The 19,625-nt window shown below is 54.1% G+C and carries 15 protein-coding genes; 12 read left to right on the forward strand and 3 right to left on the reverse strand.

Translation table 11 applies throughout. From position 1 onward, the window contains the following. Window positions 1–52: 52 nt before the first annotated feature. The 3 genes from mnmA (at window position 53) to purB (ending at window position 3,254) form a co-directional block, all read left to right on the forward strand. Window positions 53–1,162: a tRNA 2-thiouridine(34) synthase MnmA gene (gene mnmA, locus ACW14G_RS13240; protein WP_249021991.1), complete on the forward strand. Its 1,110-nt coding sequence runs from the start codon at window positions 53–55 to the stop codon at window positions 1,160–1,162. 76 nt (window positions 1,163–1,238) lie between these two features. Then, window positions 1,239–1,880: a high frequency lysogenization protein HflD gene (gene hflD / locus ACW14G_RS13245; protein ID WP_167576170.1), complete on the forward strand. Its 642-nt coding sequence runs from the start codon at window positions 1,239–1,241 to the stop codon at window positions 1,878–1,880. 3 nt (window positions 1,881–1,883) lie between these two features. Next, the gene (purB, locus tag ACW14G_RS13250; protein WP_167576171.1) at window positions 1,884–3,254 is read left to right on the forward strand and encodes an adenylosuccinate lyase; all 1,371 of its coding nucleotides are present in this window, start codon (window positions 1,884–1,886) and stop codon (window positions 3,252–3,254) included. A gap of 174 nt (window positions 3,255–3,428) precedes the next feature. Here purB and ACW14G_RS13255 read toward each other — a convergent pair whose 3' ends face one another. Beyond that, on the reverse strand, window positions 3,429–5,924 hold the full coding sequence (locus ACW14G_RS13255; RefSeq protein ID WP_249021992.1) for an autotransporter outer membrane beta-barrel domain-containing protein: 2,496 nt from the start codon (window positions 5,922–5,924) through the stop codon (window positions 3,429–3,431). A gap of 485 nt (window positions 5,925–6,409) precedes the next feature. Between ACW14G_RS13255 and phoP the strand changes: the two genes are divergently transcribed. The 3 genes from phoP (at window position 6,410) to ACW14G_RS13270 (ending at window position 9,742) form a co-directional block, all read left to right on the forward strand. After that, window positions 6,410–7,084 carry a two-component system response regulator PhoP gene (gene phoP / locus ACW14G_RS13260; protein WP_167576173.1) on the forward strand — a complete coding sequence of 225 codons (675 nt, stop codon included), beginning with the start codon at window positions 6,410–6,412 and terminating at the stop codon, window positions 7,082–7,084. After that, entirely contained in the window at window positions 7,081–8,544 is a 1,464-nt protein-coding gene (gene phoQ, locus ACW14G_RS13265; RefSeq protein WP_167576174.1) for a two-component system sensor histidine kinase PhoQ, read from the forward strand. The genes phoP and phoQ overlap by 4 nt, the downstream gene beginning before the upstream one ends. 76 nt (window positions 8,545–8,620) lie before the next feature. Next, window positions 8,621–9,742 carry a ribosomal protein uL16 3-hydroxylase gene (locus ACW14G_RS13270; RefSeq protein WP_167576175.1) on the forward strand — a complete coding sequence of 374 codons (1,122 nt, stop codon included), beginning with the start codon at window positions 8,621–8,623 and terminating at the stop codon, window positions 9,740–9,742. 43 nt (window positions 9,743–9,785) lie between these two features. Here ACW14G_RS13270 and pepT read toward each other — a convergent pair whose 3' ends face one another. Beyond that, window positions 9,786–11,012, reverse strand: coding sequence for a peptidase T (gene pepT, locus ACW14G_RS13275; protein WP_419057391.1), 1,227 nt, complete (start codon window positions 11,010–11,012; stop codon window positions 9,786–9,788). Window positions 11,013–11,280: 268 nt separating this feature from the next. Here pepT and potA point away from each other — a divergent pair, with 268 nt between their 5' ends. Genes potA through potD form a run of 4 tightly spaced genes read left to right on the forward strand, consistent with a single transcriptional unit; the run spans window position 11,281 to window position 15,109 of the window. Further along, the gene (gene potA, locus ACW14G_RS13280) at window positions 11,281–12,417 is read left to right on the forward strand and encodes a spermidine/putrescine ABC transporter ATP-binding protein PotA (protein ID WP_163448080.1); all 1,137 of its coding nucleotides are present in this window, start codon (window positions 11,281–11,283) and stop codon (window positions 12,415–12,417) included. Continuing rightward, the gene (potB, locus tag ACW14G_RS13285) at window positions 12,401–13,258 is read left to right on the forward strand and encodes a spermidine/putrescine ABC transporter permease PotB (protein WP_163448081.1); all 858 of its coding nucleotides are present in this window, start codon (window positions 12,401–12,403) and stop codon (window positions 13,256–13,258) included. The genes potA and potB overlap by 17 nt, the downstream gene beginning before the upstream one ends. Beyond that, window positions 13,255–14,046: a spermidine/putrescine ABC transporter permease PotC gene (gene potC, locus ACW14G_RS13290; protein WP_163448082.1), complete on the forward strand. Its 792-nt coding sequence runs from the start codon at window positions 13,255–13,257 to the stop codon at window positions 14,044–14,046. The genes potB and potC overlap by 4 nt, the downstream gene beginning before the upstream one ends. Before the next feature lie 16 nt (window positions 14,047–14,062). Beyond that, window positions 14,063–15,109 (forward strand): spermidine/putrescine ABC transporter substrate-binding protein PotD, encoded by a 1,047-nt coding sequence (gene potD / locus ACW14G_RS13295; RefSeq protein ID WP_249021994.1) that lies wholly within the window; start codon window positions 14,063–14,065, stop codon window positions 15,107–15,109. A 27-nt stretch (window positions 15,110–15,136) separates the two neighbouring features. Here potD and ACW14G_RS13300 read toward each other — a convergent pair whose 3' ends face one another. Then, window positions 15,137–15,841: a GntR family transcriptional regulator gene (locus ACW14G_RS13300; protein ID WP_419057389.1), complete on the reverse strand. Its 705-nt coding sequence runs from the start codon at window positions 15,839–15,841 to the stop codon at window positions 15,137–15,139. Window positions 15,842–16,101: 260 nt separating this feature from the next. Here ACW14G_RS13300 and ACW14G_RS13305 point away from each other — a divergent pair, with 260 nt between their 5' ends. After that, window positions 16,102–17,379: a PTS sugar transporter subunit IIC gene (locus tag ACW14G_RS13305; RefSeq protein ID WP_455648618.1), complete on the forward strand. Its 1,278-nt coding sequence runs from the start codon at window positions 16,102–16,104 to the stop codon at window positions 17,377–17,379. Further along, complete coding sequence (gene bglX, locus ACW14G_RS13310; protein ID WP_419058637.1) at window positions 17,376–19,598, forward strand: beta-glucosidase BglX; 2,223 nt, start codon at window positions 17,376–17,378, stop codon at window positions 19,596–19,598. The genes ACW14G_RS13305 and bglX overlap by 4 nt, the downstream gene beginning before the upstream one ends. Window positions 19,599–19,625 lie beyond the last annotated feature (27 nt).

Genomic DNA, 19,625 nt, shown 5'->3' on the forward strand with positions numbered 1-19,625 from the left:
GGGCTGCGTGCTAGAATATGCCGCCTTGAAGTCCAATGTCGTGAGTATTCCAATGTCAGAAAGCCAGAAAAAAGTGATCGTCGGCATGTCCGGCGGTGTTGATTCCTCTGTTTCCGCCTACCTGTTACAACAACAGGGCTATAAGGTGGAAGGCCTGTTCATGAAGAACTGGGAGGAAGACGACGGCGAGGAATACTGTACTGCCGCCGCCGACCTTGCCGATGCGCAGGCGGTGTGCGATAAGCTCGGCATTGAGCTGCACACCGTGAACTTTGCTGCCGAATACTGGGACAACGTCTTTGAACTGTTCCTGCAGGAGTACAAAGCGGGCCGTACGCCGAACCCGGACATCCTGTGCAACAAAGAGATCAAGTTTAAAGCCTTCCTGGAATTCGCTGCAGAAGACCTCGGCGCCGACTACATCGCCACCGGCCACTACGTGCGCCGTGCTGACGTCGACGGTAAAAGCCAACTGCTGCGTGGCCTTGATGGCAACAAAGACCAGAGCTACTTCCTTTATACGCTGGGCCACGAACAGATCGCGCAAAGCCTGTTCCCGGTTGGCGAACTGGAAAAACCGCAGGTGCGTAAAATCGCCGAAGAGCTGGATCTCATCACCGCGAAGAAAAAAGACTCTACCGGTATCTGCTTTATCGGCGAGCGCAAATTCCGCGAGTTCCTTGGCCGCTACCTGCCCGCACAGCCGGGTAAAATCATCACCGTTGATGGCGATGAGATTGGTACCCATCAGGGGCTGATGTACCACACGCTGGGTCAACGTAAAGGTCTGGGCATCGGTGGCACCAAAGAAGGCAGTGAAGATCCGTGGTATGTCGTTGATAAAGACGTTGAGAACAACATTCTGGTTGTCGCTCAGGGTCACGATCACCCGCGTCTGATGTCGGTGGGTCTGATTGCCCAACAGCTGCACTGGGTGGATCGCGAACCGGTCACCGGCACCTTCCGCTGCACCGTGAAGACGCGCTACCGTCAGACGGATATCCCATGCACCGTCACCGCACTGGATGCAGAACGTATTGAGGTTCGTTTTGATGAACCTGTTGCCGCAGTCACTCCGGGCCAGTCCGCCGTGTTCTATCGCGGTGAAGTCTGCCTGGGCGGCGGCGTAATTGAGCAGCGCCTGCCGCTGCCGGTGGAATAAAGCCCTCGTCTGAACAGGGCATAACGTAGCCTGCCTGGCGTCGCGCCGCCGGGCCAGGCGCCAACAAGGAGTTAGCGTGGCGAAGAATTACTATGACATCACCCTGGCGCTGGCGGGAATTTGCCAGTCAGCCCGTCTGGTGCAGCAGCTGGCCCATCAGGGGCACTGCGACGGCGAGGCGTTACACGTCTCGCTGAACAGCGTTATCGACCTCAACCCAGACTCCGCGCTGGGCGTGTTCGGTGGCAGCGAAGCGAATCTTCGTCTCGGCCTGGAAACCTTACTCGGCGTGCTCAATGCCAGCAGCCGTCAGGGTCTGAACGCCGAGTTAACCCGCTATACTCTTAGCCTGATGGTGCTTGAGCGCAAGCTCGCCGCCGCTAAAGGCGCTATGGAGACGCTGGGTAACCGCATCAATGGGTTACAGCGCCAGCTCGACCATTTTGATTTGCAGTCCGATACCCTGCTAAGCGCCATGGCGGGTATCTATGTTGACGTCATCAGCCCACTTGGCCCGCGTATTCAGGTCACCGGCTCCCCTGCTGTGCTGCAAAGCCCACAGGTTCAGGCCAAAGTCCGCGCCTCGTTGCTGGCTGGGATCCGCTCTGCGGTGCTGTGGCACCAGGTCGGTGGCGGACGTCTGCAGCTGATGTTTTCTCGTAATCGCCTGACCGCTCAGGCAAAACAAATTCTTGCTCATTTAACCCCGGAGTTGTGATCTATGGAATTATCCTCACTGACCGCCGTTTCCCCTGTCGATGGACGCTACGGCGATAAAGTCAGCGCGCTGCGCGGGATTTTCAGCGAATATGGTTTGCTGAAATTCCGTGTACAAGTCGAAGTACGCTGGCTGCAAAAGCTGGCCGCACACGCAGCCGTCAAGGAAGTTCCTGCTTTTGCTGCCGACGCAAACGGTTACCTTGATAGCATCGTGGCTAACTTCAGCGAAGAAGACGCCGCGCGCATTAAAACTATCGAGCGTACCACCAACCATGACGTGAAGGCAGTTGAGTATTTCCTGAAAGAAAAAGTCGCGTCCGTGCCTGAACTGCACGCCGTGTCTGAGTTTATCCACTTTGCCTGCACCTCCGAGGACATTAACAACCTGTCCCATGCGCTGATGCTGAAAACCGCCCGTGAAGACGTGGTGCTGCCGTACTGGCGTAAGATTATCGACGCCATCAAAGATCTGGCGGTGCAGTATCGCGATATCCCGCTGCTCTCCCGTACTCACGGTCAGCCTGCCACGCCGTCCACCATCGGTAAAGAGATGGCGAACGTTGCTTACCGTATGGAGCGTCAGTACCGTCAGCTCAGCCAGGTTGAAATTCTGGGCAAAATCAACGGCGCGGTGGGTAACTACAACGCCCACATTGTCGCCTATCCAGAGGTTGACTGGCATCAGTTCAGCGAAGAGTTTGTTACCTCTTTGGGCATTCAGTGGAACCCGTACACCACCCAGATCGAACCGCACGACTATATCGCCGAACTGTTTGACTGCGTCGCTCGCTTTAACACGATCCTTATCGACTTCGATCGTGACGTGTGGGGCTACATTGCCCTGAACCACTTCAAACAGAAAACCATCGCCGGCGAGATTGGCTCGTCCACCATGCCGCACAAGGTCAACCCGATCGACTTCGAAAACTCCGAAGGCAACCTGGGGCTGTCCAACGCCGTACTGCAACACCTGGCCAGTAAACTGCCGGTTTCCCGCTGGCAGCGTGACCTGACCGACTCTACCGTACTGCGTAACCTTGGCGTGGGTATCGGTTATGCACTCATAGCTTATCAGTCCACGCTGAAAGGGGTGAGCAAACTGGAAGTGAACCGCGATCGTCTGCTGGATGAACTGGACCATAACTGGGAAGTTCTGGCTGAGCCGATCCAGACGGTAATGCGTCGTTACGGTATCGAGAAGCCGTACGAGAAGCTGAAAGAGCTGACCCGCGGCAAACGCGTTGATGCCGAAGGCATGAAGCAATTCATCGACGGCCTTGCGCTGCCGGAAGAAGAGAAGACCCGCCTGAAGGCGATGACCCCGGCGAACTACATCGGCCGCGCCATCACCATGGTCGACGAGCTGAAATAATCGCGGCTCTCCCCTTCTTCGTTCTGGAGAAGGGGATTTTCCCTCATTTTATCGTTATCGTCAGCGCAGGAAACTCGCCGTTAAGCCGTTGGGCTGATGTCCCAGGGCGTTCCTTATTGCAATAAAAAAAGCCAGCAACAATCGTCACTGGCTAATCAGCTATTTCAACTGTTTTTAGAACGCGTAACGCACCTTCAGGCTAATGCTCTGGCTGGTGAATTGTGTTCGTTGATTCGCATCATACTGTACGGTGCCATCAAGCACATCTGTGAATCTGGCCGTCACACCAACACCGGCCATCGCAATCCACGGGCTTTCACTCATACCATGATAGGTAAACGGCGTGTCCGCTGCGCCAATAAATGCCGCCGTGGTTTTGCTACGATCGTTCTTTGTATCGTAACCCGCCCCGACATAACCATGTACATCAACAATCTCCGAAAGCTTGATGCCCGCTTTCAACTTGCTGGAAACCACCAGGGCCTCGGTTGTGACCCCTCCCACCTTCAGGCCGACATCCTCGGCGCCAGTCTCCTGGTAACCTTTATCCTTCACGCGATAGTAATCAGTACGCAGTTCAGGAGTGAGCATAACGTCATCCATGGGGTGGAAAGTGCTTTGCAGCCCTATCCCAGCCTGGAACGTATCACTGTCGTAATCTGAGTGTGCGACGCCATTGTAGGCAGTGCTTCCATCGGTAGGGTTTTCAATATTCAAATAACGATTGCCGGTCGTATTATTTCGCCCGAAGCCAGTTTGCCAGGTTACAGCCGTGTCAGGCGTAAAATCATAGCCGCCATAAGCAAGAATATTCCAGCTATCCACACGCGCATCATGGCGGATGTCATCCGAGGTATCGTTAACGTCTGTTCGACTCATGCCCAGCGCCAGGCCAAGACGGGTTTTGTCTAATATCAGGCCATCCGCACCGATGGCGATCCCACGGGTATCGGCGTTATAGCCTGTGTAATCACCACGGTTGGACTGGTTATCCCAGCGTCCAACCGGGCGGATCCACAGGTATTTTTCAGGATTAAATTCGTTGGTATAACCCTGACCACGAACGGACTCCTGACGGCTGTTTACGATATCGCCAAATGCGCGCAGATTATTCATTTCAATGTATGTCATGCTGCCATCCATCAACGGAGCAAGTTGAACCACATTTTTGTGAACCTGGCTGGCATTAAATGACGAGGTGATGGCACATACCGTACTCGCCAGAGCGCCGGTACAGTTCTGAGAGCCGGTATTATTGTTGTTGATAATGTTATCCACCACGGACCCAACACCAACCAATGACGTGTTCTGGCTGGTATTAGTAATGGCGTTATTGACGGTCGTCAGATTGGTCTCGGCAATTTTCAGGGAGTAGCTACTTCCGGTTTGCACCTGAATAAACTGATAACGAAGCGAGTCATCCAGTACCGCCGATGGTGAACCCGTGATATTACTCGCCGTTACGACATCAACCAGTTCATCACCATCAGCAAAACTTGTGCTACCTCGGGTGATCACCACTGTCCGTCCATTCAGTGAAGCATTCCCGGCGACATTTAACTGTCCATAGCTACTGGTGCTGTCTGCCTGCAACGCCAGCACACCATTGCTATTTTGAACGTAAGTATTAACCGTTGAGGGCTGCTGGCTGCTGAGCAACTCAAAAATACCGCTGTTACTCATCGCGCTGTTCGGGGCATTAACTCGCCCAATAATAATCCCCTGGTTATTAATGCCCCCGGCAATTGTACTTGTGCTGGCAACCTGAATAGCATCACCCGTTAGTGCGCCAATTAACCCCTTGTTCTCGAACTGGTTCACCTTCGCAGTATCCGTTAACACCACAGCGTTGCCGCTACCACCACCAATGATAGTGCCTGTATTGACTAATGTTCCGGTCTGAGAGGTCCCTCCTAACGATACCCCTGCCACGCCACCATCAATAATACCGGCATTGAGAAGGGTATTTATTGCGGCAGTCTCAGTCACCGTAATACCCGTTCCATTCGGGGCATAAATAACACCATTCCCCAGGTTTTGCAGGGTCGTATCCGTTACGTTACTCCCGGCATAAATACCGTTGCTTCCGGCACCATTAACCGTGATATTACCGTTATTTGCAATCAGGCTACTTTGGAAGGCGTGCGCATTAATACCATCAGCATTCGCCCCTGACGTTGTAATATTGCCGTTATTGGTTATAGAGCTACCTGAAACAACGTTTAAAAAAATCCCATTAGCCTCATCGGCCGTTGTCACCAATTTACCGGTATTTAAAACTTCACTATCTGCCACTTCTGCCACATTGATAGCATTAGTGCGGGCACCTGAAGTTGTCACGGTCCCCTTATTTTCAACTTTGGAATTATTTGTCGAGAAAAAACGAATCCCATCACCATCGGAAGTGATGTTCCCATTATTCAGCAAACTTGCTTTATGGCTGCCAAAATGGATAGCAGTATCACTCCCAGTGGTTGTAAATTGCGTTCCCTGGGCAACAGTGACACTTTGTCCGTCAGTGCGAAAATATTGTGGCGTCGTAACACTGTTACTACAGGTTACCGTCGCACCCGATGGATCGGTACAATCCGCCAATGCCAATGGAGAAGCCAGCATGCCAGCACCTCCAAGGATGCTACTCATCACTAAACAACTGGTTTTCTTCTTCAAGGTGGTTCCTCAACATAATAATCACGATTTTAACAAATTTAGTTGCGAAATCTGATAGTTGCCATACGTTATCTTTTCACCATTATGCATTAGCACTAATTCTTCGTCTGCTTAGCAACCATAAAAATAACCATAGTCTATAAATCGTTTACCAACACCGCTTCAGAGCCGTGATACCGGGTCCGGATACCTTTAACAGTGAATAAACAAACGTCGTTTTTATCAGAAATGCTTAAGCTTACGAATGGGAGTCAGTTTATAGTTCACACACCCTGGAAAGGGCACCAGATTAAATGAGCAAAAGTGAGCCAGAGCGTTGTCAATCAATGAGATCGTCAGCAGGAACGCGAAAATGCACGTATGGTTTATGATGTGGGGCTCCGGCATAACCGTAGAGATAAAAATCATGTGATTTCAACATCATGTGGTTTGTAGCAATATTTAGCGCTAAACTATTCACGTCGTTAATTTAATGGAGAAACAGCATGCGCGTACTCGTCGTAGAGGACAACGCTCTGTTACGTCATCACCTGAAAGTTCAGCTCCAGGAAATGGGCCATCAGGTGGATGCCGCAGAAGATGCGAAGGAAGCAGACTATTTTTTAGGCGAGCATATTCCCGATATTGCCATTGTCGACCTTGGGTTGCCGGATGAAGACGGCCTGTCGCTGATTCGCCGCTGGCGCAGCCATGATATTTCACTACCGATTCTGGTGCTGACCGCACGTGAAAGCTGGCAGGACAAAGTGGAAGTACTAAGCGCTGGTGCTGACGACTACGTCACCAAGCCGTTCCATATTGAAGAAGTTGCCGCCCGCATGCAGGCGCTGATGCGCCGTAACAGCGGCCACGCCTCACAGGTAATCTCTTTGCCCCCGTTCCAGGTGGACCTTTCACGTCGCGAGCTGTCCATTAATGAAGAAGTGATCAAACTCACCGCCTTCGAATACACCATTATGGAAACGCTGATCCGCAATAATGGCAAAGTGGTCAGTAAAGATTCTTTAATGCTTCAGCTCTATCCGGACGCCGAGCTGCGCGAAAGTCACACAATCGATGTGCTGATGGGCCGCCTGCGTAAAAAAATTCAGGCTCAGTACCCGCAGGACGTCATTATTACCGTACGCGGCCAGGGCTATCTGTTCGAACTTCGCGAATGAAAAATATCCGACGGCATATTCTGCCGCTGTCGCTGCGGATGCGCTTTCTGCTGGCGACGGCCGCCGTGGTTATCGTTCTGTCGCTGGCCTACGGCATGGTGGCGCTGGTGGGCTACAGCGTCAGCTTTGATAAAACAACTTTTCGTCTGCTACGCGGCGAGAGCAACCTGTTCTATACCCTCGCCAGATGGGAAAACAATAAGCTGGACGTAGAGATCCCCGATAATCTGAATATGCAGGGCCCGACGGTGGCGCTGATTTACGGCGACAAGGGAAATTTGCTGTGGCAGCAAAAAAATCTGCCGTGGCTGACCCAAAGCATTCAACCCGAGTGGCTGAAAGGCAATGGGTTTTATGAAATCGAGGCCAATGCAACCTCCTCCAGTACGCTCCTTCACGGCAATCACGAGATTCAAAAAGAACTCAGTGAAATGCAGCAAGCTGGCGATGATTCAGAGATGACGCACTCGGTGGCCGTCAATAGCTACCCGGCGACCAGTACGATGCCCGCTCTCACCATCGTGGTGGTGGACACCGTGCCCATTGAGCTTAAACGCTCCTACATGGTCTGGAGCTGGTTCTCCTACGTGCTGGCCGCTAACCTGCTGCTGGTGATTCCGCTGCTGTGGATTGCCGCTCACTGGAGCCTGCGCCCCATCGCCGACCTTACCCGTGAAGTGCGTGAGCTAGAAGATCACCACCGTGAACACCTCAACCCGGACACCACCCGCGAGCTGACCAGCCTGGTACGCAACCTCAACCGGCTGCTGAAAAGCGAGCGCGAACGCTATGATAAGTACCGCACCACCCTCACCGACCTGACGCACAGCCTGAAAACGCCGCTGGCAGTGCTGCAAAGCTCGCTGCGTTCACTGCGCAGTGAAAAAATCACAGTCAGCGAGGCTGAGCCGGTGATGCTGGAACAAATCAGCCGGATCTCGCAGCAAATCGGCTATTACCTGCATCGCGCCAGTATGCGCACCGACAGTACGCTGGTCAGCCGTGAACTGCACCCGGTGGCGCCGCTGCTCGATAGCCTGACTTCCGCGCTCAATAAGGTCTATCAGCGCAAAGGGGTAAATATCACACTGGATATTTCACCGGAAATCACCTTTGCCGGTGAGAAAAACGACTTTATGGAAGTGATGGGTAACCTGCTGGATAACGCCTGTAAATACTGCCTTGAATTTGTCGAGGTTTCCGCCCGCCAGACCGATGATTACCTGCATATTATCGTTGAGGATGATGGCCCAGGCATTCCGCAGAGCAAACGCGATATCGTGTTCGACCGCGGTCAGCGCGCCGATACCATGCGCCCAGGACAGGGCGTTGGCCTTGCCGTTGTCCGTGATATCGTCGAGCAGTATGACGGCCAGATTGTGACCCGCGATAGCCTCCTTGGCGGCGCGAAAATGGAAGTGATCTTCGGTCATCAGAATCTGGACGGTCACGAAGGGTAAATTCTGTTTCCGCAGCAGGGTAGTTTTGTGAATAAGATGTATAATCCGGACATACATCTGCTGCGGAAAAAGTCATATGGAATACCACTTAACGTTAAACTGGCCCGATTTTCTGGCGCGCTACTGGCAAAAACGACCGGTCGTGCTTAAACGCGGCTTCGCCAATTTTATTGACCCCATTTCACCGGATGAACTGGCAGGTCTGGCGATGGAAAATGAGGTTGATAGCCGACTGGTGAGTCATCTTGACGGTGACTGGCAGGTCAGCCACGGTCCGTTTGAAAGCTACGATCATCTGGGCGAGAGCAACTGGTCGTTGCTGGTCCAGGCCGTTGATCACTGGCACGAACCTTCCAGCGCGCTGATGCGCCCGTTCCGCGCCCTCCCCGACTGGCGTATCGACGATCTGATGATCTCCTTCTCCGTCCCCGGCGGCGGCGTTGGCCCGCACGTCGACCAGTATGACGTGTTTATTATCCAGGGCACTGGCCGTCGCCGCTGGCGCGTGGGCGAGAAAACCACGCTCAAGCAACACTGCCCGCATCCGGATCTGCTCCAGGTGCAGCCGTTTGACGCCATCATTGATGAAGAGATGGAGCCAGGCGATATCCTCTATATTCCACCGGGATTCCCGCACGAAGGCTACGCGCTGGAAAACTCGCTCAACTATTCCGTGGGCTTCCGCTCGCCAAACAGCCGCGAGCTGATTAGCGGCTTTGCCGACTATATTCTGCAACGCGATCTGGGCAACCAGCACTACAGCGACCCGGACGTTCCGGCACGCGACCACCCGGCAGATCTGCTGCCGCAAGAGGTCGATCGCCTGCGCGATATGATGCTGGGGTTGATACAACAACCTGAGCATTTCCAGCAGTGGCTGGGGGAATTTATCAGCCAGTCGCGCCACGAGCTTGACGTTGCGCCGCCGGAGCCGCCGTATCAGCCGGATGAGATTTACGACGCGCTGCAGCAGGGCGATATGTTACAGCGCCTGGGCGGGCTGCGGGTCATTCGCATTGGCGATGACTTCTTCGTTAACGGCGAGAAAGTGGACTCTCCGCACCAGCATGCGCTGGATGCGATGGCGGGCAGTATTATGCTGGAGAGTCAGCACTTCGGCGAGGCGCTGGACGACCCGTCGTTCCTGGTGATGTTGACCGCGCTGGTCAACAGCGGGTACTGGTTCTTCGCGGAGTAAGATGAAATAACCCGGGTGTTCGCAAGCGACCCCGGGTTATTTTTTAGCTGCGTTTCGCGGTTAGCTCGGCGATACGCACAATCACCTTCACCGCTTTCTCCATTCCTTCCAGGGTCACGAACTCGTGCTTGCCGTGGTAGTTATAGCCGCCAGTGAAAATATTCGGGCACGGTAGTCCCATAAACGACAGCTGTGCGCCGTCGGTGCCACCGCGGATCGGCTTGAGATTGGGCTCAATATCGCAATCGCGCATCGCCTGTTGGGCGATATCGACAATGTGCGGATGTTCCGCCACCTTCTCACGCATATTGTAGTAGCTGTCTTCGATAATCAGCTCAATATAGCAGTCCGGGTGCAGCCCTTTGCCCACCTTCTTGGCGATCTCCATCATCTTGCGCTTGCGGGCTTCAAACTGCTTGCGGTCAAAATCGCGCACGATGTAGTGCATTTCCGCGCGGTCAACCGTGCCCTTAATGCTGGTGAGATGATAGAAACCTTCATAGCCTTCGGTTTTTTCCGGGCTTTCATCGGCCGGCACTTCCGCATGAATGCGCGTCGCCAGCGACAGTGCATTCACCATTACCCCTTTGGCCGTGCCCGGGTGGACGTTGTTACCGACAATTTTGATAGTGACCGACGCTGCGTTGAAGTTTTCATACTCCAGCTCCCCCACGCCGCCGCCGTCAATGGTATAGGCCCACTGAGCGTTAAACGCTTCAACGTCGAAGTGTTTCGCCCCTTTGCCCACTTCTTCATCCGGCGTAAAAGCCACACGGATATCCCCGTGCGGGATGTTCTGGCCTTTCAGCACCGCCAGCGCGGTCATGATTTCGGCAATGCCAGCTTTATCATCAGCGCCAAGCAGCGTTTTGCCGTCGGTGGTAATCAGCGTCTGGCCCAACAGTTGGTGCAACACCGGGAACATCACCGGCGAAAGCACTTCATCACCGATGCCCAGCGCGATATCGCCACCGCGATAGTTTTCCACAATCTGCGGGTTAACGTTCTTACCACTAAAATCCGGTGCGGTATCCACATGGGAGATAAAACCAATCGCCGGAATGTCGCCGCTGACGTTCGCAGGCAGGGTCCCCATGACCGTGCCCTTCTCGCTCAGCGTAACGTTCACCAGCCCCATCGTTTCTAATTGCTCTTTGAGCAGATGTAACAGTTTCCACTGCCCTTCGGTACTCGGCACCTGACGCACGCCGGGCTTCGATTGCGTGTCCAGAGAAACGTACTGCAAAAAACGCTCAAGCAATTTATCCATGTAGCCACCCTCACTTTTTGTGACAACATTATCAATAAGCCATAAAAGACAAATATTGCGTCAGGTCACTTTTAGCCCGGCAAAGGCAACTTTTTTTCCCCGAACGGCATCTAATCGTCAGATATTCCTATAGTAAGTTTAACAAGGATTGGCGATTGAGCACGTTTGCCGTAGAATGCCAGCCCTTATTAATACGTATCAGACCTCTAAACGTCTAAAGGTGGTTAACCACAAACCCCGCATCGCCAGATTTTTTCGATGCGTTTACATGGGACAGAGTAATAAATTGAATACAAAATCGCGTTCGCTGTCACCGCTGGTGGAACTGGTGGGGATTCGCAAGGACTTCGATGGTAAAACGGTCATTTCGGATCTCGATTTGACCATCAATAACGGCGAGTTTCTCACGCTGCTTGGCCCCTCGGGCTGTGGCAAAACGACCGTCCTGCGCCTGATTGCCGGGCTGGAGAGCGTCGATGCCGGGCAGATCCACCTGGAAAACCAGGATATCACCCACGTTCCGGCTGAAGATCGCCACGTCAATACCGTATTCCAGAGCTACGCGCTCTTCCCGCACATGACCGTTTTCGACAATGTCGCGTTTGGCCTGCGCATGCAAAAAACGCCGGCCAGCGAAATTACGCCGCGAGTGCTTGACGCCCTGCGTATGGTCCAACTGGAAGAGTTCGCACAACGTAAACCGCATCAGCTTTCCGGCGGCCAGCAGCAGCGCGTCGCCATCGCCCGCGCGGTGGTCAATAAGCCTAGCCTGCTGCTGCTGGATGAGTCGCTCTCCGCACTCGACTACAAGCTGCGTAAGCAGATGCAGAACGAGCTAAAGGCCCTGCAGCGTAAGCTCGGCATCACCTTTGTCTTCGTCACCCACGATCAGGAAGAAGCGCTGACCATGTCAGACCGCATCGTGGTCATGCGCGACGGTAAAATTGAGCAGGACGGCACGCCGCGTGAAATCTACGAAGAGCCGAAAAACCTGTTTGTGGCGGGCTTTATCGGCGAGATTAACCTCTTCGATGCGACCGTCATTGAGCGCCTTGACGAGCAGCGCGTGCGCGCCAACGTGGAAGGTCGCGAGTGCAATATCTACGTCAACTTCCCGGTCACCGCGGGACAAAAGCTCCACGTTCTGCTGCGCCCGGAAGATCTCCGCGTCGATGAGATCCACGATGGTACCGAGCTGGAAGGGCTTATCGGCTATATCCGTGAACGCAACTACAAGGGCATGACCCTGGAGTCGGTTGTCGAACTGGAAAACGGCAAGATGGTGATGGTCAGCGAATTCTTCAACGAAGACGATCCTGATTTCGACCACTCGCTGGACCAGAAAATGGCGATTAACTGGGTCGAAAGCTGGGAGGTCGTACTGGCTGATGAAGAGCACAAGTAAGTTCCAGAACGTGGTGATTGCCACCATCGTCGGTTGGCTTGTGCTGTTTGTGTTCCTGCCCAACCTGATGATCATCGTCACCAGCTTCCTGACGCGCGACGATGCCAACTTTGTCCAGATGGTCTTCACGCTGGACAACTACGCGCGCCTGCTCGACCCGCTGTATGCGCAGGTGCTGCTGCACTCGTTGAATATGGCGGCCATCGCCACGCTGGCGTGCCTGGTGCTGGGCTACCCCTTCGCCTGGTTCCTTGCCCGCCTGCCGCAGAAGGTGCGCCCACTGCTGCTGTTTTTGCTGATTGTCCCCTTCTGGACCAACTCGCTGATCCGCATCTATGGGCTGAAAATTTTCCTCAGCACCAAAGGCTACCTCAACGAGTTCCTGCTGTGGCTCGGCATCATTGATACCCCTATACGCATCATGTTCACCCCCAGCGCGGTGATCATCGGCCTGGTGTATATCCTGCTGCCATTTATGGTCATGCCGCTGTACTCCAGCATCGAAAAGCTCGACAAACCGCTGCTGGAAGCGGCGAAAGACCTCGGCGCCAACAAGCTGCAAACCTTTATCCGTATTATTATTCCGTTGACCATGCCAGGGATTATCGCCGGTTGTCTGCTGGTGATGTTACCGGCGATGGGGCTGTTCTACGTCTCAGACCTGATGGGCGGCGCGAAGAACCTGCTGATTGGCAACGTCATTAAGAGCCAGTTCCTCAACATTCGCGACTGGCCTTTCGGCGCGGCCACCAGCATTACGTTGACGGTGGTGATGGGGCTGATGCTGCTGGTCTACTGGCGTGCCTCGCGTTTGCTGAATAAAAAGGTGGAACTGGAATGATCGGTCGACTGCTGCGCGGCGGCTTTATGACCGCCATTTATGCTTATCTCTATATTCCGATTATCATTTTGATCGTGAACTCGTTTAACAGCTCACGTTTCGGGATCAACTGGCAGGGTTTTACCACCCAGTGGTACAGCCTGCTGATGAACAACGACAGCCTGCTGCAGGCGGCCCAACACTCGCTGACGATGGCCATTTTCTCCGCTACCGCCGCGACGCTTATTGGCTCGCTGACTGCTGTAGCGCTCTATCGCTACCGTTTCCGCGGTAAACCGTTTGTCAGCGGGATGCTGTTTGTGGTGATGATGTCGCCGGATATCGTCATGGCTATCTCCCTGCTGGTGCTGTTTATGCTGATAGGGATTCAGCTCGGCTTCTGGTCGCTGCTGTTCTCGCACATCACGTTCTGCCTGCCGTTCGTGGTGGTCACCGTCTTCTCGCGTCTGAAAGGCTTTGACGTACGGATGCTCGAGGCGGCGAAAGATCTGGGGGCCAGCGAGTTGACCATCCTGCGCAAAATTATTCTGCCGCTGGCTATGCCGGCGGTCGCCGCGGGCTGGCTGCTGAGCTTCACTCTGTCGATGGATGACGTGGTGGTTTCGTCGTTCGTCACCGGGCCAGGCTACGAGATTCTGCCGCTGAAGATCTACTCGATGGTGAAGGTTGGCGTATCGCCAGAAGTGAACGCGCTGGCTACCATTCTGCTGGTTCTGTCGCTGGTGATGGTGATTGCCAGCCAGCTGATTGCACGTGATAAAACGAAGGGCCTGAAGGTCAGGCACTAAACTCAGGGGACGTAAAATGATGAAATGGTCACGCCACCTGCTCGCGGCAGGTGCTTTAGCGCTCAGTATGAGCGCAGCCCACGCGGACGATAGCAAAACGCTGTACTTCTATAACTGGACGGAATATGTTCCGCCCGGACTGCTGGAACAGTTCACCAAAGAGACCGGCATTAAGGTTATCTATTCGACATACGAATCGAATGAAACCATGTACGCCAAGCTCAAGACTTATAAAGACGGTGCCTATGACCTGGTGGTGCCGTCCACCTACTTTGTCGACAAAATGCGCAAAGAAGGGATGATTCAGAAGATCGATAAAACGCAGCTGAGTAACTTCAAAAATCTCGACCCGGAGATGCTCAACAAGCCGTTCGACCCGAATAACGACTACTCCATTCCGTACATCTGGGGGGCGACCGCTATTGGCGTCAACAGCGACGCGATTGACCCGAAAACCGTCACCAGCTGGGCCGATCTGTGGAAACCGGAATACAAAGGCAGCCTGCTGCTGACCGACGATGCTCGCGAAGTGTTCCAGATTGCGCTGCGCAAGCTGGGCTATTCCGGCAACACCACCGACCCGAAAGAAATTGAAGCGGCCTATAACGAGCTGAAAAAACTGATGCCAAACGTGGCCGCCTTCAACTCTGACAACCCGGCCAACCCGTATATGGAAGGCGAAGTGAATCTCGGCATGGTGTGGAACGGCTCGGCATTCGTCGCCCGTCAGGCAGGTACGCCGCTGGAAATCGTCTGGCCGAAAGAAGGCGGTATCTTCTGGATGGACAGCCTGGCCATTCCGGCCAACGCCAAAAACAAAACGGGCGCGTTGAAGCTGATTAACTTCCTGCTGCGCCCGGACGTGGCTAAACAGGTTGCAGAAACCATCGGCTACCCGACGCCAAACCTGGCGGCGCGCAAGCTGCTGAGCCCGGAAGTGGCCAACGACAAGTCGCTCTACCCGGACGCGGAAACCGTGCAGAAAGGCGAGTGGCAGAACGATGTGGGCGCTGCCAGCACGCTGTACGAAGAGTATTATCAGAAGCTGAAGGCCGGGCGTTAACGTCACATTTGGGGCGCTATGCGCCCCTCATCTCACTCGCGGGTAGAAATAGCGCACCCGGAACTCATCGTTATTGTTATAAAGCACCGAATAGTCGAGCGGCCTGCCTGAAGGCTCCACAGCCTGCGTTTCAATGCGGATCACCGGGTCCTTTTCACTGAGATTAAGCATCCTTGCGACGTCCCGATGCGCTAACGCGGTTGAAAATGTTTCATAACATCCAGCGATGGTAATTCCACACTCCTCCTCAAAGAAGTCAAACTTTGAATGATTCATATGCTCCATCGTCAAACGCGGAAAACGCTGCGCCGAAAGCCAGGTTTCCTCCAGCTGCATCGGCGTTTTATCCATCGTACGCAATCGCTTAACGTGGAACACCGACTCACCCACCTCACACTGTAGCCAGGCGGCAATATTTTCTCTCGCCGGAATAACCTCAAAGCTCAGTACGCGACTCACGGCCGGTTTACCCTGAATGCGGGCAATTTCGCTGAATCCCATAAAGCCGTTCAACCAGGCAACCGTCTTTTTGTGCCGAATAATGCTACCGGTCCCCTGTCGCTTTTCAATAATCCCTTCCTGTTCCAGAACCGCAAGTGCTTTACGCAGGGTATTTCTAGACACCTTAAAATAGGCAGCAAGCGTTTTTTCCGCAGGTAGGGCGTCGCCCTCTTGTCGGTCCGATGCATCTATATATTCATTAATTAAATGGACAACCGAACGATAAATCATGGCAGCCTCCCATCAGGTCAGAGAAACAGAATAACGCGATCATTCCAGAATACCAGCAATCAAAAGAACCACTTAGGGATAAGTTTTTTCACATTAATATCAAAGAGATAACAAAAACAAAAATGAAACAAGCCATTATTTATTCCTGTTTGCACCGATAAATGAACATGTCAGCACAATGAAATATTGATGGGCTTAACATTATCCACAGAAAATAAAAACAAAAATAAACAACGACCTTATTTCATATTATTAATCACATGAATAAATCAGAAAGAATTTTTCAAAAAATAAATCCCGCTATTAACTGGCTGGGGAAAAGCCCCTGGCTGCAAGCGATATCTATCTCGATGGTTTCCACCGTTGCGATCACGCTTATCGGCTCGCTCAGCGTGCTACTGATGGTGTTTCCTGTAGACAGCGTGCATCAGTTTTTTATTGTCAGCAAAATGATGCCGGTGTTTAACAACGTGACGACCTGTACTCTGGGTATACTCGCCATTTACGTCACCTTTTTTATGGCGCGTAACCTCGTTCGTCAATACAACGTGGATACCGATAGCACACTGTGCGGTATCGCGGCCATCATGGCCTTTTTAATCGTCACGCCAATGGCTGACGATACAGGAGCCATCACCGCAATTCCGCTGACCTGGCTCGGCGTGCAGGGTGTTTTTTCCGCGATGCTGATTGGCCTGAGCGTCGGGCGCCTCTTTATCTTTATTATTCAGCGGGGCTGGACGCTGCGTCTGCCCAAAGGGGTACCACCAATGATAGGCCGGGTGTTTGAAGGCCTGTTCCCGTTTGTGCTGGTGGGTATCGTTTTTCTGCTGATTAACCGCCTGTTTATGGCAACGCCCTGGGAGAATGTTCACCAGTGCATCTATACCCTCATCCAGCAGCCTTTAAAGGGGCTGGGGGGAAGTCTGTGGGCGTTCCTGCTGGTGACGCTGGTCATGCAGATTTTGTGGTTTCTCGGTATTCACGGCACCAACGTGGTGCTACCGCTGGTCACCCCCATCTGGCTGGCGATGGATCTCGAAAATCTCGCCGCCTGGCGCAACGGTCTGGAAATGCCCAATGTTCTTGGACTGGCCTTCTTCAACATTGTCACCTGGAGCGGACTGGCGTTGGGGTTAGTGCTGCTAATGTGCTTGTCGAAAAGCAAACAGTTTAACCAGATGGGCAAGCTGGCGCTGATGCCTGCGCTGTTTGGCATTACCGAGCCTGTGATCTTCGGTACGCCGCTGGTCATGAATTACCGTCTGATGGTGCCTTTTGTGACCAACAACGCCATCGCGATTGCCCTTTCATGGCTGCTCATCAAACTGGGGCTGGTGGCGAAAATCGTCGGAGCCCAGACTATCTTTGGCCTGCCGTTGGGGTTCTTCGCCACGGTGGGCGGCGCGGCGTCAATTATTGCTCTGCATCTTTTCTTACAGCTGATCCTTTCGCCGCTGCTCTGGTACCCGTGGTTCAAAATGGCCGAGCGCGCCGCGCTTGCAGCGGAACGCGAAGCTGACAAGGAGGGCCTATGACTCACCTTCACGCACTGCTGGCGCAAATGACGCTGGATGAAAAGATTGGCCAGTTGGTGCAGCTGTCTGGCGAATTCTTCCTGGATGAACCCCAGCTTACCGTTGGGCCAAAGACCCGTCTGGGCATCACTCAGGAGGTGGTCAGTCACGTCGGCTCGGTGCTGAACGTTTCCGGTGCCGCCAAAACGCGGGAAATTCAGCGTCAACACCTGGAAAACAGTCGTCTGAAGATCCCGCTTCTGTTTATGGCCGATGTGATTTACGGTTACCGGACCATCTTCCCCATTCCGTTAGCGCTCGGCTGCACCTGGGAACCATCGCTGATTCGACAGTGCTGCGTCGTTGCCGCGAAGGAAGCCGCCAGCGCCGGTAGCCACGTCACCTTCGCACCGATGGCGGATCTGGTGCGTGATGCCCGCTGGGGGCGCTGTATGGAGTCAACCGGCGAAGATGTGTTCCTGAATACTCAGTACGTTCGCGCCAGCGTCGAGGGGTTCCAGCAAAATCTGGCGACTCACCAGGGGCTGGCGGCCTGCGTGAAGCATTTTGTCGGCTACGGCGCGCCTGTCGGCGGACGCGACTACAACACGGTTGAATTGTCGCACCAGAGTCTGTTTGACGATTACTTTCCGCCGTTCCAGGCGGCCATCGAAGCGGGATGCGAGATGGTCATGACGTCATTCAATACCGTTGACGGCATTCCGGTCACCGCCAACCCATGGTTACTGAAAACCCTGCTACGCGAGCGCTGGCATTTTCAGGGCATCACCATCGCCGATTACGCCGCTGTCAAAGAGCTCATTCCCCACGGCGTGGCAGCCGATGAGCAGGAAGCCTGCGCTCTTGCCTTTAACGCCGGGCTGGATATTGATATGAAAACCGCCTGTTACGCCAACGGCCTGAAGCCGCTGCTGGCGGCGGGGAAAATCAGCGAACAAGCGTTAGATGCAGCGGTGCTGCGCGTCCTGCGGCTGAAGCAAAAGCTCGGTCTATTTGAAGATCCTTATCGCGGTACCTCTGCCGAAGGCGAACAACGCTGCTGCTATCATCCTGACCATCTGCGGCTTGCCCGCGAGACGGCGGGCAAATCGATAGTGGTGCTCAAAAATGAACGTCAGACGCTGCCCTTTCACCCGGAGACAACGCGTATCGCCCTGATAGGCCCTTACGCCGATAATCCGGACATCTTCGGGCTATGGGCGGTTTACGGAGAAAAATCACGCTGTACAACGCTAAAAGCCGCACTGCAGGAAGTGGTTCCCGCGGGAAATTTACGCGTGATGCAGGGCTGCGATCTGCTGCTGGACTACGACTTCCTCGGCGAATTTGGCGCCACCCACCAGATAGAACAAACTCGCCCCCTCTCGGACACTGAGCGGGAGCAAGAACGTCAGCGGGCGCTGGACTACGCCCGCGAGGCCGATATTGTGCTGCTGGCGATGGGCGAACATATGATGCAAAGTGGCGAAGCCGCCAGCCGTACTGACCTGCACCTGCCACGCCACCAGGTGGCCTTTATTCAGCAAATCGCTGCCGTCGCGAAAAAGACCGTGTTAATCCTGTTCAACGGCAGGCCGCTGGTGCTCACCGACGTCGTCGGCTGCGTTGACGCGATTGTCGAAGCCTGGTTCCCCGGCATCGAGGGCAGCCGCGCGCTGGTGGATATTATCAGCGGCGCGCGCAACCCTACGGGGCGGTTATCGATGAGTTTTCCCTACGCGAATGGCCAGGTTCCCGTCTATTACAATGCACTTAACACTGGCCGACCAGCTCAACGGTCCGATCATAGCCCACGCTTTCTTTCCAAATACCTGGACTGTCCAAACACGCCGCTGTTTCCCTTTGGTTTCGGGCTGTCGTGGCATCACACCACGCTTAGCACGCTCCGCGTGACGCCGCGGCTGGTACCGGGCGGCAGGATTACGGTCAGTGTGACGGCCAGCAACTCAAGCCATACCGCCGGATGCGAAACAATACAGCTTTACCTTAACGACTGCGTCGCCAGTATCGCTCGGCCTGCCTTACAGCTAAAAGCCTTCACCCGGATCTCGCTTGCTGCCGGTGCCTCACAGGTGGTGAGCTTTGAGATCACCGAGAACGATCTGGGCTTCTACGACGCCGAAGGGGCGCGGCGGCTGGAGTACGGCAGGTTCCGGGTCTTTGTCGGCCTGAACAGCGCGGACTTGCTGGAGGGTGAATTTTACTACGCGGAAAGCTGATGGTCGGGCATCCGGCAAAAGGCGCCG

The sequence above is a fragment of the Kluyvera sp. genome (assembly GCF_965301105.1).

Excerpts from the sequence above, each read along its gene's own strand:
- ACW14G_RS13270 (WP_167576175.1), top strand. The coding sequence starts at position 8,621 with ATGGAATACCACTTAACGTTAAACTGGCCCGATTTTCTGGCGCGCTAC.
- potD (WP_249021994.1), top strand. The coding sequence starts at position 14,063 with ATGATGAAATGGTCACGCCACCTGCTCGCGGCAGGTGCTTTAGCGCTC.
- potC (WP_163448082.1), top strand. The coding sequence starts at position 13,255 with ATGATCGGTCGACTGCTGCGCGGCGGCTTTATGACCGCCATTTATGCT.
- ACW14G_RS13300 (WP_419057389.1), bottom strand. The coding sequence starts at position 15,841 with ATGATTTATCGTTCGGTTGTCCATTTAATTAATGAATATATAGATGCA.
- bglX (WP_419058637.1), top strand. The coding sequence starts at position 17,376 with ATGACTCACCTTCACGCACTGCTGGCGCAAATGACGCTGGATGAAAAG.
- purB (WP_167576171.1), top strand. The coding sequence starts at position 1,884 with ATGGAATTATCCTCACTGACCGCCGTTTCCCCTGTCGATGGACGCTAC.
- potA (WP_163448080.1), top strand. The coding sequence starts at position 11,281 with ATGGGACAGAGTAATAAATTGAATACAAAATCGCGTTCGCTGTCACCG.
- mnmA (WP_249021991.1), top strand. The coding sequence starts at position 53 with ATGTCAGAAAGCCAGAAAAAAGTGATCGTCGGCATGTCCGGCGGTGTT.
- potB (WP_163448081.1), top strand. The coding sequence starts at position 12,401 with ATGAAGAGCACAAGTAAGTTCCAGAACGTGGTGATTGCCACCATCGTC.
- phoP (WP_167576173.1), top strand. The coding sequence starts at position 6,410 with ATGCGCGTACTCGTCGTAGAGGACAACGCTCTGTTACGTCATCACCTG.
- phoQ (WP_167576174.1), top strand. The coding sequence starts at position 7,081 with ATGAAAAATATCCGACGGCATATTCTGCCGCTGTCGCTGCGGATGCGC.
- ACW14G_RS13305 (WP_455648618.1), top strand. The coding sequence starts at position 16,102 with ATGAATAAATCAGAAAGAATTTTTCAAAAAATAAATCCCGCTATTAAC.
- pepT (WP_419057391.1), bottom strand. The coding sequence starts at position 11,012 with ATGGATAAATTGCTTGAGCGTTTTTTGCAGTACGTTTCTCTGGACACG.